The organism is Chitinibacter fontanus, assembly GCF_013423785.1.
GTDB classification, from domain to species: Bacteria; Pseudomonadota; Gammaproteobacteria; order Burkholderiales; family Chitinibacteraceae; genus Chitinibacter; species Chitinibacter fontanus.
The window spans coordinates 178,079-193,079 of sequence record NZ_CP058952.1 but is presented as its reverse complement, the minus strand read 5'-3'; the positions used below and the strand labels follow the sequence as shown (position 1 = coordinate 193,079).

15 protein-coding genes are annotated in these 15,001 nt (G+C 52.3%); 9 read left to right on the top strand and 6 right to left on the bottom strand.

Features of this window, described 5'->3' with window-relative positions; translation table 11 throughout:
- Window positions 1-20: 20 nt before the first annotated feature.
- Window positions 21-1,736, top strand: coding sequence for a cyclic-di-GMP receptor FimW-related protein (locus tag HZU75_RS00875; RefSeq protein WP_180307350.1), 1,716 nt, complete (start codon window positions 21-23; stop codon window positions 1,734-1,736).
- Window positions 1,737-1,783: 47 nt separating this feature from the next.
- Here the strand turns inward: HZU75_RS00875 and HZU75_RS00870 are convergent, their stop codons facing one another.
- The 4 genes from HZU75_RS00870 to yjgA all read right to left on the bottom strand — a co-directional run bounded on the left by HZU75_RS00870 (window position 1,784) and on the right by yjgA (window position 4,376).
- Entirely contained in the window at window positions 1,784-2,455 is a 672-nt protein-coding gene (locus HZU75_RS00870; protein WP_180307349.1) for an alpha/beta hydrolase, read from the bottom strand.
- Between the two features lie 117 nt (window positions 2,456-2,572).
- On the bottom strand, window positions 2,573-3,169 hold the full coding sequence (gene mog / locus HZU75_RS00865; protein ID WP_180307348.1) for a molybdopterin adenylyltransferase: 597 nt from the start codon (window positions 3,167-3,169) through the stop codon (window positions 2,573-2,575).
- Window positions 3,166-3,810 (bottom strand): HAD-IA family hydrolase, encoded by a 645-nt coding sequence (locus HZU75_RS00860; protein WP_180307347.1) that lies wholly within the window; start codon window positions 3,808-3,810, stop codon window positions 3,166-3,168. The genes mog and HZU75_RS00860 overlap by 4 nt, the downstream gene beginning before the upstream one ends.
- On the bottom strand, window positions 3,807-4,376 hold the full coding sequence (yjgA, locus tag HZU75_RS00855) for a ribosome biogenesis factor YjgA (RefSeq protein WP_180307346.1): 570 nt from the start codon (window positions 4,374-4,376) through the stop codon (window positions 3,807-3,809). The genes HZU75_RS00860 and yjgA overlap by 4 nt, the downstream gene beginning before the upstream one ends.
- Before the next feature lie 125 nt (window positions 4,377-4,501).
- Between yjgA and pmbA the strand changes: the two genes are divergently transcribed.
- Window positions 4,502-5,833, top strand: coding sequence for a metalloprotease PmbA (gene pmbA, locus HZU75_RS00850; RefSeq protein WP_180307345.1), 1,332 nt, complete (start codon window positions 4,502-4,504; stop codon window positions 5,831-5,833).
- Window positions 5,834-5,848: 15 nt separating this feature from the next.
- The gene (locus HZU75_RS00845) at window positions 5,849-6,481 is read left to right on the top strand and encodes a DNA-3-methyladenine glycosylase family protein (RefSeq protein WP_228028139.1); all 633 of its coding nucleotides are present in this window, start codon (window positions 5,849-5,851) and stop codon (window positions 6,479-6,481) included.
- 52 nt (window positions 6,482-6,533) lie between these two features.
- Here HZU75_RS00845 and HZU75_RS00840 read toward each other — a convergent pair whose 3' ends face one another.
- Window positions 6,534-7,481, bottom strand: a complete 948-nt coding sequence (locus HZU75_RS00840) for a dihydroorotate oxidase (RefSeq protein ID WP_180307344.1) — start codon at window positions 7,479-7,481, stop codon at window positions 6,534-6,536.
- Window positions 7,482-7,821: 340 nt separating this feature from the next.
- Between HZU75_RS00840 and thiM the strand changes: the two genes are divergently transcribed.
- The 6 genes from thiM (at window position 7,822) to ahpF (ending at window position 14,331) form a co-directional block, all read left to right on the top strand.
- Window positions 7,822-8,646, top strand: a complete 825-nt coding sequence (gene thiM, locus HZU75_RS00835; RefSeq protein ID WP_180307343.1) for a hydroxyethylthiazole kinase — start codon at window positions 7,822-7,824, stop codon at window positions 8,644-8,646.
- Complete coding sequence (gene thiE / locus HZU75_RS00830) at window positions 8,643-9,329, top strand: thiamine phosphate synthase (protein ID WP_180307342.1); 687 nt, start codon at window positions 8,643-8,645, stop codon at window positions 9,327-9,329. Before thiM ends, thiE begins: the two co-directional genes overlap by 4 nt.
- Before the next feature lie 34 nt (window positions 9,330-9,363).
- The gene (thiD, locus tag HZU75_RS00825; protein WP_180307341.1) at window positions 9,364-10,188 is read left to right on the top strand and encodes a bifunctional hydroxymethylpyrimidine kinase/phosphomethylpyrimidine kinase; all 825 of its coding nucleotides are present in this window, start codon (window positions 9,364-9,366) and stop codon (window positions 10,186-10,188) included.
- 126 nt (window positions 10,189-10,314) lie between these two features.
- Window positions 10,315-11,928, top strand: coding sequence for a methyl-accepting chemotaxis protein (locus tag HZU75_RS00820; RefSeq protein WP_180307340.1), 1,614 nt, complete (start codon window positions 10,315-10,317; stop codon window positions 11,926-11,928).
- Window positions 11,929-12,058: 130 nt separating this feature from the next.
- Complete coding sequence (gene ahpC, locus HZU75_RS00815; RefSeq protein ID WP_180307339.1) at window positions 12,059-12,622, top strand: alkyl hydroperoxide reductase subunit C; 564 nt, start codon at window positions 12,059-12,061, stop codon at window positions 12,620-12,622.
- Between the two features lie 164 nt (window positions 12,623-12,786).
- Window positions 12,787-14,331, top strand: coding sequence for an alkyl hydroperoxide reductase subunit F (gene ahpF, locus HZU75_RS00810; protein WP_180307338.1), 1,545 nt, complete (start codon window positions 12,787-12,789; stop codon window positions 14,329-14,331).
- A gap of 58 nt (window positions 14,332-14,389) precedes the next feature.
- On the opposite strand, the gene HZU75_RS00805 is transcribed toward ahpF, so the two are convergent.
- Entirely contained in the window at window positions 14,390-15,001 is a 612-nt protein-coding gene (locus tag HZU75_RS00805; RefSeq protein WP_180307337.1) for a nitroreductase family protein, read from the bottom strand.

Here is a 15,001-nt window from a genome sequence, read left to right as displayed (position 1 = left end):
AAATTTAGGCTGGATTTAGCATGCTTGATCGCATTTCATCATTGTTTTCCAAAGAAAAATCACCACTGGCTAATATCAAATCAGCCACACAGTGGTGTAAAAATCTGGATATGGTCGACCCTGCGACGCGCAGTGCCAAGGTGCATGGCATTGTCAGTGATTTTGTTGCTGGCAACCAAGCGGTAACTTTTGATAGTCTGCAAGCATTAATGTTGATCGACGAGCACGTGCAAGAAGCATTTGATGCCGTTCGTTATCAATATGTCTCTAATCCGCGCATGTCCAAAGAGATCGAGCAAAAGCTCTGGAAGGACATCGTGACCTATTCGCACGATATGGTGGATGCCTACCAGCGTTTTGTTCAGGCCGAATCTAATGAAGCCTTGCAGAAACAGTTTGCACCATTAATGCCTGTGGTTTTGGCGCGTAGCTTGCGCTACTTGTCGATTCAAGCGAAATGGCACTATTTCCGCTTTGAACGGGTGCCGCCTAAAATCTGGACTGCTGCTCATCAGCTATATCGCCTGTCTGAAATTGGTGGTTTTGATAGCAATCCATTTTCTCTGTATCCCGCAATTTCTGAAGAAATATCGTCCTGTGCGGATGAATATATTCAGATGCTGATGCTCAATACCTTGGCGAATAATAATTTGTCGGTAAGACAAATTGATATGGTGGATTTCTGGCTGGAGAAATGGTCGAAACTGATCCAGATATCCCGCAAATATATGGAAGACCGTCATCATTTTTGCGTGAACTTGCAAGAGTCGCAAGGTGCACAAAAAATTAACCCAGAGTTGATGGGGGAGCCATATCGATACTGGGGTCTGAACGATCTAGTGAATCAGGTGCAGGAAATCTTGGGGCGCTTGATGACTGGGGCAAGCTATGCCTCGCTCGACTTGGGGCCAGATGCACGTGGACCAGCAGTTTCAGAGTTACTCAAGCATCTCGATGTGTTCTGGACCATGAGCATGCGCAATAGTCAGGTCAAGCGGAGTGAACGTACCAAAGTCACCAAAGCTGCGGATATTATTCATGGCTTAGACCGCATTTGTGGTTTTATCAAAGAAGATAACGATAAATTTATGCGTCAAGGGCGCGAAGCAAAAGATCAAATTGATTACGATGAAATCATGGACATGCGACTGTATGGCTTTGTTTCATCGAGAACCAAGCAAAAGAGCGCTGCAGCTAGCAATCCATACGTCGTCAATAAAAAGCAGACCGATTGGCAAACGTGGGCCATTGATAATGAAAGCAATGGTGGTTTTGGCGCCATTTTGCGCTTCTCGGAAAATGAATGGATTCGCCCTAATGTGTTGCTAGGTATGCGTTTGAGCAATAGCGAGAACTGGCAGATTGGTGTACTGCGCAGGATCGCTCGCCTCAATGATGACGAGATTTCTGCTGGCATTCAGATACTAACCTCGACCCCCGTAATGGTGGGCATGCATTCGGAACAAAATGATCGCATTGAGAACATGACGGTTACCGAGTTGGGGTTTACCGGCGGTTTAGAATTGCCAAATGTAAAAACAGCGCTCTATGTGCCGCATCAAATCGATGGTAAAAGTGTGAATACATTAATTATGCATTCTGCTGATTATGGCCTAGATAAAATCTATCAGATTCGTGCGCGTGATAAGCGTTTTTCAGTTAGTTTGGGCTTGGTGCTAGAAAAAGGCGTAGATTGGATTTGGGTGGCTGTGAACGTACTACGGCAAGAAAATTGATCATAGCCACATAAAAAACGGCGCTTTTTGCGCCGTTTTTTATGTTCTTAAGCTAGCTGCTGTTTAATGAACTGTCCAATCAGCTGAATCTCCGGTAGGCAGACCGAATGCTGGATGGGGTAGGTTTGCCATGTCACATTCACGCCCAAGTCTACGACGTATTGCTTGGCTTTTTCGCCCAAGCTAATGCCGACCACTGGGTCGTGGCTGCCGTGGGCCGCCAGCAGCGGGGTGGCTTGGTTGTTGGCGATGGTATCTTTGCTCAGCAATTCTTCGGCTGGCAGATAGGTCGACAAACACACGATGCCAGCTAGCGCATCGGGGTGAGTTAGACCGGCGGTATAGGCGATTGCGCCGCCTTGGGAAAAGCCCGCCAGAATGATACGGCTGGTGGGTATGCCTTTAGCGTTTTGGTCGGCGATTAAATCTCGCACATATTGCACGCTTTGTTTTACGCCGTTCACATCGGCTTGGCGGCTGATTTGGTCAAAATGAACGATGTCGTACCAAGCGCGCATCACATAGCCATTGTTGCAGGTGATCGGCATCGTCGGCGCGTGCGGGAAAACAAAGCGTACAGCTAAATTGGCGGGTAGACCTAATTCGGGCACAATCGGCGCAAAGTCGTTGCCATCGGCGCCCAGACCGTGCAGCCAGATCACTGCGGCGCTCGGGTTGGCGCCAGTTTCGATTTCGACACAGGGTAGTAGATTGCTCATCTTTAATCTCTTCTTCGGTCTTAAGCAAAAATTCTCCAGCATCGTTAGCTTGCCTTGTCGTACTGCTTGTACTGCCTACGGCTTCGCTGCCTTGCTGGCGAGTTTTTGCGCGATTATTTATGCCTGCGGGAGAATCGTTGCTTTGGGGCGAAACGCCGCGACAACGGCGCTGTGCGTTTCAACGTAAGGGCCTTCGAGTAGCTGGATGCAGTAGGGCACCGAGGCGAAAATGCCGTGAACTAGTACTTTGCCATCGGCGTCTTTAACGCCTTCGAGTGTTTCTTTAATCGATTTAGGTTGGCCGGGCAGATTTAAAATCAGGCTGCTGCCGCGAATTACGCCCACTTGGCGCGATAAAATCGCGGTGGGTACGTAGTGCAAGCTGATCTGGCGCATTTGCTCGCCAAAGCCGGGCATTTCGCGCTCGGCAATCGCCAGCGTCGCGTCGGGCGTCACATCTCGTTTGGCTGGGCCTGTGCCACCTGTAGTTAGCACCAAATGGCATTGTTGTTGATCGACCAGATCAATCAGCGTCGCCTCAATCGTCGGCTGCTCGTCAGCAATTAAGCGGCTGACGATTTCAAATGGACTTGAGATTGCTTGGCTTAGCCACTCTTGCAGTGCCGGAATGCCTTTGTCTTCGTACACGCCACTGCTGGCGCGGTCAGACACCGATACTAGACCAATTTTTAAAACTTCAGTTTGCGTTGTCATTTGATTTTTACGTTCAAAGTGCCGTTGTTTTGCTCGATCTGCACTTGGGCAAAATGGTTGATTTGCCATTGCGCCAGACCGGTTGTGTCTTTGCCGCCAGCGGCGCTGACCAAGCACACTTGCGCGCCAGCGCTGTGCGCAGACTGAATGCCTGCGCTGGCGTCTTCAAACGCTAAACATTGATCAGCGGTGAGCCCCAGTTTGGCTGCGCCCATTTGAAAGGGGGCTGGGTGCGGTTTGCCATCCTTTACATCGTCTGCGCCAACAATGTGCGTCGGCAGCGGTAAGCCCGCAAAGGCGAGCTTGGCCAAGGCCAGATCGCGCGGAGCCGAGGTAACGACTGCCCATTGATTGGGGTCTAGGCTGCTGAGTAATTCCTGCGCGCCTTCAATCGCAACGATGCCTTCGAGCATTAGCGCTTCTTCGGCGAGCAGCAGCTCGACCTCGGTTTGCGCGTCGAGATGCGGCGCAACGATTTGGATGGTTTCAATGCCACGGCGGCCGTGCATCACGGCCTGGATTTCGGCGAAGTTGAGATTGTGCCGTGAGGCCCAGTTGCGCCATAGCAGCTCGATACATGATCGTGAATCAACCAAAGTACCATCCATGTCAAACAACAGACCCTTCACGGCAATGCTCATTCTTCGTCGTCCTCTGCGTCGTTGCTGTCGCTCAAACTCGGCAGCGCCGGCTCTTTGATATGCGATTTGATCAGCTGGAATAATTCACGGAACGCTTTAGGTGGCATGTGTTTGCCACTTTCCTGCGCTTGGCGCTCTTTGATTGCGTTGCGAATCAGCTGGCGCAAGTGCTGAATATCCACGTCGGGGAAATCGGCAATAAATTGCTCAACCGCTTTACTGTCGACCAAAAGCTTTTCACGCAGGCGCTCGACCTGATGCAGCCACGCAGTGTGTTTATCCGAGTCGCCATTGAGCGCATCTAAAAATGCATAAATCGGCGCAGGATCTACATCGCGCATCAATTTACCAATGTATTGTTTATGACGAGCGGTAGCGCCATTGGCGGTAATCCGTCGGCCTTCGTTCAGGGCATCGACGAGTTTTTCAGGCAAATTGAGCGGTGCCAGTTGTTTGGCGCTGTAGGTCATCAGCGTAGCGCCTAGCTCTTGCAGTGCTGCGGCTTCGCGCTTTAATTGAGATTTACTGACGCCTTCAATTTCATCGTCGTGTTGTGGTTTGGCCATATAGGGTATCTAACGCCGGTGCAAAAGCAGTATGATAACAAACTTGGGCTCAAGCTTCTTGCTCACTGCTGCAATTTACGAGCCAGCCATTACTTTTTCCAATTTATCCAACGGAACTTAAATACGTGTCTGAATTCAGTTTTAGCGAAAGCGCTTTGCGTCAATTGGCCAGTCAGGTGTTAGATATCGCCAAGCAGCAAGGGGCCAGCGCCTGCGATGTGGAAGTTTCCGAAGGCTCAGGACAAAACGTTTCGGTGCGACTGGATGAAGTCGAAACCATTGAATACAACCGCGATAAAGGGGTTAGCGTTACCGTTTATCTGGGGCAACAAAAAGGCCATGCTAGCAGTAGCGATTTTTCGCCGCAGGCGCTCGCCGATACGGTAAAAGCCGCGCTGGCGATTGCCAAATACACCGCCGCCGATGAATTTGCCGGTCAAGCCGACCCTAAACGGCTGTGTACCGTGTTCCCCGATCTGGATTTGTATCATCCGTGGGATTTGTCGGTCGAAAACGCGATTGAATTGGCGCGCGAATGCGAGCAGGCCGCGCTGGCGGTGGACGAGCGGATTGATAATTCGGATGGCGCAACGGTATCAACGTCGGCTTCGCGCTGGGTGTATGGCAATTCGCAAGGCTTTATCGGCGCGGGCACTAGCACGCGCTATAGCGTATCGGCTGCAGTCATTGCCGAAGACGATAGCGGCATGCAGCGCGATTACTGGTATACCGCCGCCCGCGCAGCCAGCAATTTGGAAGCCGCCGCCGCCGTGGGCCGCAAAGCCGGCGAGCGCACCGTGCGCCGTCTGGGCGCGCGCCGCCTGAAAACCGGTGAATATCCGGTGCTGTTTGAAGCCAGCGTCGCCAGTTCGCTGATTGGGCATTGGGTGAGTGCGGTATCGGGCAGCAGCTTGTATCGCAAATCAAGTTTCCTCGTCGATAGCTTGGGTCAGCCGGTATTTGCGCCGTGTGTGACGATTACTGAAGATCCATTCACGCCACGTGGTTTTGCCAGCGGCGCGTTTGATGCCGAAGGCGTAGCCACGTCGGCGCGTACGGTTGTCGACAAAGGCGTTCAGCAGGGGTATTTCCTTGGAAGCTATTCTGCACGCAAGCTGGGGATGGATACAACTGGTAATGCCGGTGGCCCGCATAATTTATTTGTTGCGCCAACTGATGTCGCAAGCAGCCTGTTGGCCAAAATGGGCACCGGTCTGCTGGTGACCGAATTGCTCGGTCATGGCATCAATATGGTGACCGGTGATTACTCACGCGGCGCGGCCGGTTTCTGGGTTGAGAACGGCGTGATTCAATATCCGGTTGAAGAAATCACCATTGCAGGCAATTTACGCGAGATGTACCAGCGCATCGTTGCAATTGGTGACGATGCACTTGCTTCCAGCAGCCGCAAGGTCGGCGCGATTTTGATTGAACGCATGACCGTCGCTGGCGATTAATAGGCTGATAGCGCATTGACTCCTCCGCTCGATAAACCCGATTACTGGTCGCAGGCCACGCTGGAATTAGCCGTGGCCGATCCGGTGATGGCGCAGCTGATCGCGCAATACCCTGATGTCAGCTTGCGCACGCGTGGCGATGCTTTTCATACGCTGGCGCGCTCGATTGTGGGCCAGCAAATTTCGGTGAAAGCCGCCGATTCAATCTGGAATCGGCTGGTGGCTTGCTTAGGTGAAGTGAGCAGTGCAGCGGTGTTAGCCACCGATGTGGATGCACTGCGCGCGTGCGGCTTGACGCAACGTAAAGTCGAGTATCTCAGCGATTTAGCGCGCCATCATGTTGAAGGTCGACTTGACCCGACTGCTTGGCTCGCTTGGGATGATGAAGCGGTAATCAAAGAGCTGGTGTCGATCCGCGGCATCGGCCGCTGGACGGCCGAAATGTTCCTGATTTTTTATCTTGCCCGCCCCAATGTGCTGCCGCTCGACGATATTGGCCTCATTCGCGGCATCGCCGAGCATTATCACAATGGCGAGCGCAAACCGCGCGCCGAGCTAAAACAACTCGCTCAGCTGTGGCAGCCATGGTGCTCAGTGGCGACGTGGTATTTATGGCGTAGCCTTGATCCAGTTCCAGTGGAATACTAATAAAAAAGCCGTCAATCAATGTGACGGCTTTTTGTATTTCAGGCAACGTTAATTAGGCGATGGTTTTCAACTTGCCACGGAAGTCGGCGATGGTTTTATAGCCTTTATCGTCCATAATCGCAGCCAATTCGTCGAGCACGCGCGGGAAAATGCCCGGGCCTTCTTCATACAAACTCGTACCAATTTGCACTAGCGTCGCGCCAGCTAATAAGTGCAAGAAGGCTTCGGTGCCCGATTTCACGCCGCCGCAGCCGATGATGGTTTTTTCCGGGCAACGACGGTAAAACGCGTTGACGTTCGCCAGCGCGGTTGGCAATACATAATCGCCGCCCAAGCCACCAAAGCCGTCTTTCGGTTTGATTAGTGTGGTTTCGCTGTCGATATCAATGACCAGTGCGTTGCCAATCGAGTTAATGCAGGTCACAAAGGCCACTAATGGATAGCGATTGAGAATTTCAGCCGCTTCATCAAAGTGCGCCATATCAAAATACGGGGGCAATTTGACGCCAAATGGGCGCTGATAGCCCGATGAGACTTCGGCGAGCAGCGTATCCATCGCATCAAAATCATAGCCAATTTGCGATTTGCCCGGCACATTGGGGCATGACAAATTGACTTCTAGTAGCGCGGGGATCACCGCATCTTTTAAGCTATCGACCATCGTGAGGTTGTCGTCTAGCGTCAGCCCCGAGATCGACATAAACAACGGTTTTTGCTCGTAATCATGCCGCTGTGCATAGCGTAGATAATAGGCGAAACCTTCATTGGGTAGGCCCATTGAATTGATGCTGCCGAAAGTGCGTTCGCCATTGATGACACGATAACGCGGCTCAGGATTGCCATCGCGGGGCTGTAAGGTGCAGCTCTTGCTCACCATGGCCCCTGCGGCGGATTCAGCCAGCGCTTCTAGCTGTGAAGCTACGCTGCACCATACCCCTGATGCATTCATCAATGGGTTTTTTAACGGTAGCTCCAGAAATTGTGTGGTCAAGTCCGCCATGACCTTCTCCTTAAATCATCATTGACATTGATTGTAGGGAATCATGACGCACCGCAATGTGAGCAAGGTCAAACAATTAGATGCTGTTGTCGTGAGTTTTACCAATCCCGCAGCAAGGCTGGCACAGGGGGTTACGGCAGCATGTAATGTTGTTCGATGATACTCATTGCGAAGTGGGCATCATTTTTCCAGCGTGTAGCAGGATCAAAACACAGCATTCAGATCAAACCCATCATCCGGTGGCGCGTTACAATAAGCACATCATAGCTAGTGGCTCAGTGATTTCTTTGTCATATATCAGGCAAAGTGCACATGGGCGATTTCAAAGGATGTATCGATAATGACGACCCCGATTTCAGAATTCCCATTTACCTTGCTGGCCGATGAATTACAGCGCGTGCGGGCAAATACCCCGCTGGTGCATGTGCTTACTAATGAAGTGGTGCAATGCTTTACAGCCAATACCCTATTGGCAGTGGGGGCGTCGCCCGCGATGGTGGTGGCCAAGGAAGAAGTGGCCGATTTTGCGGCGATTGCCGATGCGCTGCTGATTAATGTCGGTACCTTGTACGCCGAGCGCCTTGAGTCTATGAATCTGGCAATTGCCGCCGCCAACGCCGCAGGCACGCCTTGGGTGCTCGACCCAGTGGCGGTGGGGGTGTTGAGCTATCGCACCGAGGCCGCCAAGGCGATGTTGGCACTCAAACCCGCAGCGATTCGTGGCAATGGTTCGGAAATCATCGCGCTGGCCGCTGGCATGGGCTTGGCGCAAAGCAATCATGTTGGTAAAGGCGTGGATAGTACGGCGAGTTCGAATGCGGCGCTTAGCGCGGCACAAGCACTGGCTCAGGCAACGGGCGCGATTGTGGCGGTGACAGGCGCGATTGATTACATCACCGATGGCGAGAAAACCTGGTCGGTAGAGTTGGGCCATCCATTGATGACTAAAGTAGTGGGGACTGGATGCGCATTGTCGGCAGTGGTGGCGGCATTTGTGGCGGATGCGCCCAATCGGCTCGATGCGGTGACTGCGGCTTGCGCGTTGATTGCTTTGGCTGGCGAGCGCGCTGTTGAATGCGCCGATGGCCCGGGGACGTTTGTGGCGCCATTTTTGGATGCGCTGCATATTATCCATCCGAATCAATTGCGGCAGGTGGGTGTATGAGTGCTGAGCTGAACAAAGCCAAAATTGATGTCAGCCTGTATCTGGTGCTCGATCCCGATTTGTGTGGCGGCGAGGCGGCGATGGTGGAAACGGCCAAAATCGCCGCGCAAAATGGTGCCACGGTGGTGCAGTTGCGCGCGCCGAATTGGAAAAAAGGCCTGTGGTTGCAATGTGCGCAGCAGCTAAAAGCGGTGCTTGCACCATTGAATGTGCCGCTGATTATCAACGATCACGTTGATATTGCGCTGGCGGTCGATGCCGATGGCGTGCACGTTGGGCAAAGTGATATTCCAGTACAGGTGGTGCGCCAACTGATTGGCCCGAACAAAATTGTCGGCTTGTCGACCAATAATCTGGCCAATGTTGAGCAACTGCTGACGCCCGAGATTGCCAATTGCATTGATTACATCGGTGTTGGCCCGGTTTATCCAACCAGTACCAAAAAAGACGCCTTGCCGGTGATTAGCTCCGCTGAAATGGCCGCGATGTTTGCCAGCACCGGATCGCTACCGGCTGTGGCGATTGGCGGCATTGGTAGCGGCAAGATCGCGCCGCTGATTGCCGCCGGGGCTGATGGCGTGGCGGTGGTGTCGGCGATTTGCGGGCAAGCCGATGTGGCGCTGGCGACGCGCAATCTGGGCGCAGAGCTGCAAGCGGCACGTGCGCAATCGAACGCAAATTGATAGTGAATTGAGTTGAATTTTCAGGAAATCAAACATGAGCTCAAGTAACACCGAAACCGGCGCAATTTCCCATGCTTTAACGATCGCCGGCTCTGATTCGGGCGGTGGTGCAGGTATACAGGCCGATTTGAAAACCTTTTCGGCCTTAGGCGCCTATGGCATGAGTGTGCTCACCGCCTTGACCGCACAAAATACCCAAGGTGTTAGTGCGGTGCATCCGGTGCCGCCAGAGTTTATTGCCGCGCAGTGTGATGCGGTATTTAGTGATATTCGCGTTGACGCAGTCAAAATGGGCATGTTGGCCAATGCCGACATTATCTCGGCTGTGGCCGCCAGCCTGCGCAAATACCAGTCTAGGTATATCGTGCTAGATACCGTGATGATTGCCAAAGGCGGGCATGCCCTGCTAGATCCCGCAGCGGTCGATGCGCTGCGTGAGCAATTGCTGCCGCTAGCCAGCATCATCACGCCCAACTTGCCAGAGGCCGCCGCCTTGCTTGGTGCGAGGGAGGCCACCACTGAAGCGCAAATGCGTGAACAAGGCCGCGCCTTGCTGGCTGCCGGAGCGCAAGCGGTGCTGATGAAAGGGGGGCATTTGGGCGGCGAGCAGTGCCCGGATTGGCTGATTACCGCAGATGCTGAGGTGAATTTCCCCGCTGCCCGTATTGCCACCCGCCATACCCACGGCACCGGTTGCACCTTGTCGGCGGCCTTAACCGCCTTGCGTCCCCAACGCGCCGACTGGGTCGAAACCGTGCGCGATGCCAAGGCGTGGCTGCTGGAGGCTATTGCCAATGCCGAACGTCTGCAAGTAGGGCACGGCATCGGCCCGGTGCATCATTTTCACCGGTGGTGGTAGTTTGTGGGTAGTAGCTTGTGGCCCTAAGGTAGGTGGCCGGTAATCGGATGCCTTTTTGCTGGGTAAGTTGGCAGTCTTTGGCTATGCTGAATTTCGAATTTAGCCTTGGGCAAAGGGGCCTGCATCATGAATATCAGCCAGCGTTTACTCGCCATGATTGCGGTTGCCTTATTGGCGCTAGTCGCTCTGGCCGCCTTGGGGAGCTACAAACTTAAGCAAGACGTTGATCAATTTACTTCGCTCGATAGCAATGTGGTCCCCAGCTTAGTGTTGATCAACGATCTGGATGCTGCGATCAGTCAAAATCGCATTGCGATGTTTGCCCACATTTTGGCGCCAAATGATCAGCAGAAAAGCGAGGTTGAGCAGCAATTACTGCAACGTAATCAGCAGATCGATCAGTTATTGGTGCGCTACCAAAGCTTATTAATCGATCAGCAGGAGCAAGAGTTATTTGCCAAACTTAAAGAAAGTTATGGCCAATATCAGGAAGTGTTTTTGAAAGTCGTGCAGCGCTCGAAAGCGCGTGATAATACTGGCGCCTTTGCGTTGGCTGACGGGCAGGGGGCTTCGCTGAATCGCCGCCTGATTGCCGATTTACGCAAGGTAATTGAATTTAATCAGCAGCATGCTAGCGCAAGCGTGGCACAGGCCAAGAATGGGGCTTCACACTCGATTACCTTGTTTATAACCTTGGCGGTGATCGCCACTGCCGCGGTGATGGGCTTAGGGCTATGGATCTTGCGCGCTATCCGCGAACCTTTGCGCCAGACTTTACGAGCCGTGAGTCATATTGAATCTTCGCTCGATTTTACTCATCGCGTGCCAGCGGCAGGCAAGGATGAGATTGGTGAGTTGGTGATTGCATTTAATCGCTTGCTCAATACCGTGCAGCAAAGTTTTGGCAGTATTAGTCAGAATATTCGCGATATGACGCATTCCGCGCATCAAATGGTGGACGCTTCTAGCGAGCTTTCGCTCGTGGCGGCCAATTCAAGCGAGGCGGCTGCGCACATGGCTGCAACGGTGGAGGAAGTCACCGTTAGTATTAATCATGTTGCCGAGCGTGCACGCGATGCAGATCAGAATGCCGAGTCATCAGGGCATTTGGCCGCTGAAGGCGAGCAGGTAATTCAGGCTACCGTGACTGAAATCAATAGCATTTCCAGTACAGTCAATGAGGCCGCCGGTGAGATCACCGCCTTGCGTGAGCAAAGTCAGCAAATTCAGGCTGTGTTAGGCGTGATTAAAGATATTGCGGATCAAACTAATTTATTGGCACTCAATGCTGCCATTGAGGCCGCGCGTGCAGGGGAGCAGGGGCGTGGTTTTGCTGTGGTGGCCGATGAAGTGCGTAAATTGGCCGAGCGCACCAGTAATTCAACTCATGAAATTACTGCGACGGTGACTCAAATTCAGGATGGCGCCAATCGTGCGGTCAGCCGCATGAATCAGGTGGTTGATTCGGTAAACCAAGGTGTTGGTTACGCCCAAAATGCGGGTGATGCCATCTTACGTATTCGGGGTGCATCCGAGGGTGTGGTAGGGTATGTGTCAGAGATTTCCGCTGCAATTGGTGAGCAAAGTAGTGCTAGCACGGCCATTGCTCTGCAGGTCGAGCAAATTGCCAAAATGGCGGGAGACACGAGCGGAGCTGCACAGCAGGCGGCAAGTTCAGCGAGCCAATTGTGTGCGCTGGCGGATGCTGTGCAACAAACGGTTGGCCGTTACCGTATTTAATGCATGGAATTGAGTTCGATACAAAAAAACTAATTGCATGATATAAACAATTCATTTTACCTATTTTGATGTGATCGCTATAGTAGCTCCTGTCACTAACGCACAACGCGAATTACTCAGGAGCTACATCATGGCAATTATCAATACTGTAATCAAACCATTCAAAGCCACTGCTTACCACGAAGGCAAATTTGTCCCTGTGAGCGATGAGTCGCTCAAAGGCAAATGGTCGGTGGTGTTCTTCTATCCCGCAGACTTCACTTTTGTTTGCCCTACCGAGCTTGGTGATCTGGCCGACCTTTACCCCGAATTCCAAAAATTGGGCGTAGAAGTGTACTCGGTTTCTACCGATACCCATTTCACACACAAGGCTTGGCACGATGCTTCGGACACCATTGCAAAAATCAATTACCCAATGATCGGTGACCCAACAGGCACAATTAGCCGCAACTTCGACGTAATGATTGAAGAAGAAGGCTTAGCTTTGCGCGGCACGTTTGTAATCAATCCCGAAGGCGAGATCAAGGTCGCTGAAATTCACGATCTGGGTATTGGTCGTGATGCCAAAGAATTGCTACGTAAAGTGCAGGCCGCACAATACGTGGCGAGCCACCCGGGTGAAGTATGCCCAGCGAAGTGGACTCCAGGTGAAGCAACGCTGAAACCATCACTGGACTTGGTGGGTAAGATCTAAGCCTCATTGATGATCTGTGCCGCCAGCACGGCGGCACGGATTTTAGTGATTAGTGCGGCTGATTCCAGATACCTGCCAATGTATTGCCTTCTAGATCAATTTATATCTCGGCTGGTCTGAAATACCTCAGTTGATTGATCAGTAAAATTCCACGGAGAACACCTATGCTTGATGCACAAATCAAAGCCCAGCTACAGGCTTACCTCGAAAAACTGCAAGCACCGATTGAGTTGATTGCTTCGCTGGATCAGAGTGCCGCGGCTGCAGAAATTAGCCAATTGCTGACTGAAATTGCAGCGCTGAACCCTAAAATTAGCGTTCGTACTGATGGCAATGCGGTTCATCGTCCTTCATTTGCTATTGCCAAGGTTGGCGAGGCTGCGCGAGTGCATTTTGCCGGGATTCCACTGGGGCATGAATTTACTTCGCTGGTGCTGGCTTTATTGCAAGTTAGTGGCCATCCACCTCGGGTAGAGGCTGAGTTAATTGAAACCATTCGCCAGCTATCGGGCCCGCTGTCATTTGTATCGTTTATTTCGCTGTCGTGCCATAACTGCCCAGATGTAGTGCAAGCTTTAAATTTATTGGCAGTATTAAACCCACAGATTCAACACACTATGGTCGATGGTGCTTTGTATCAAGATCTGGTGGCCGAGCATCGGGTAATGGCAGTGCCCACCGTTTTGCTCAATGGTCAGCCGTTTGGTCAGGGGCGGATGAGTATCGAAGAAATTGTCACCAAGCTTGATGCCGGTAGCGCAGTGAAAGCCGCTGAGGCCATCAATGAAAAGGCTCTTTTTGATGTCCTTGTGGTTGGGGGCGGCCCAGCTGGTGCGTCGGCTGCCGTATATGCTGCTCGTAAAGGCATTCGTACCGGCGTCGTTGCTGAGCGCTTTGGTGGTCAGGTGCTCGACACGATGGGGATTGAGAACTTCATTTCAGTTAAAGCCACCGAAGGCCCCAAACTGGCTGCGGCGCTGGAAGCGCATGTGCGTGAATACGAAGTCGATATTATGAATTTGCAGCGAGCCAGCCGCTTAAACCCAGGGGAATTGATCGAGGTAGAGCTGGAAAACGGGGCTAGCTTGCGTAGTAAAACCGTGATTTTATCTACCGGTGCACGCTGGCGCGAAATGAATGTGCCGGGCGAGCAAGAGTACCGTGGGCGCGGGGTGGCATATTGCCCGCATTGTGATGGGCCTTTGTTTAAAGGAAAACGCGTCGCGGTAATTGGCGGTGGTAATTCTGGAGTTGAGGCTGCGATTGATTTGGCGGGTATCGTTAGCCATGTCACGTTACTGGAGTTTGGTGATCAGCTACGGGCTGATGCCGTGCTGCAAGCCAAATTGCGTAGCCTGCCCAATGTACAGATCATCACCCAAGCTCAAACCACTGCAGTGCTGGGCGATGGTAGCAAGGTCACTGCGCTGACTTATCTTGACCGTGTAAGTGGTGAGACGCAACAAATTGAGTTGGAAGGCATTTTTGTGCAAATTGGCCTGCTGCCCAATACCGATTGGCTCAAAGGCGTGGTGGAATTATCGCCGCGCGGTGAAATTATTGTGGATGAGCGCGGGCAGACGTCTGTTCCCGGCGTGTTTGCTGCTGGTGATGCAAGCACTACTCCGTTTAAGCAAATTATCATCGCGATGGGTGAAGGCGCGAAAGCATCACTGGCTGCCTTTGATCATTTGATCCGTGCTGCATAATGCAATGCATGTTTAGCAGAAATCGACAAGGGCTCTCCAGTAGAGCCCTTGTTCTTGCTTAAGCGAAGCTCAGTACCTCGTGCACTGGTTTACGTGGTTTTTGCGGCCAATTATTACTGGCAGCCTGGCCGATGGTAACTAGCATTACTGGTATTTCATTGTTGCTTAATGCCAGGTATTCGCTGACGCCTTCGGCATCGAAGCCGATCATCGGACAACTAGCCAAACCAAACTCTTGCGCCGCGAGCATGAGGGACATTGCCGCCAGTGAGGCCGAGCGGATGGCTTCATCACGCTGGCGTTGCGGTTGATTGTGATAGCCCTCAGTGGCGTGGTGCACCATGGTGCTAAGTAGCTCTTGGGAGAGAATGCCGGCGCTTACACTGCTAGCTAGTGTATCGGCGAGCTGTGTATGTAAATCAAGCCGCCCGCAAATCACGATGGTAACTGCTGCTGCGCCGATTTTTTCTTGCCCATACGCCAGTGCTTGTAGCTGTTGCTTGGCTTTGGGTGAGTGCACCGCAATAAAGCGCCAGTTTTGCCCGTTGTAGGCGCTAGGTGCCAAAGTGGCAAGTCGGATGAGCTCATTAATTTGTGCCAGGCTTAGGTCTTGCCCGGGGGCGAAATAGTTGCAGGAAAAACGCTGCTCAAGCAGAATTTTGATCGACAT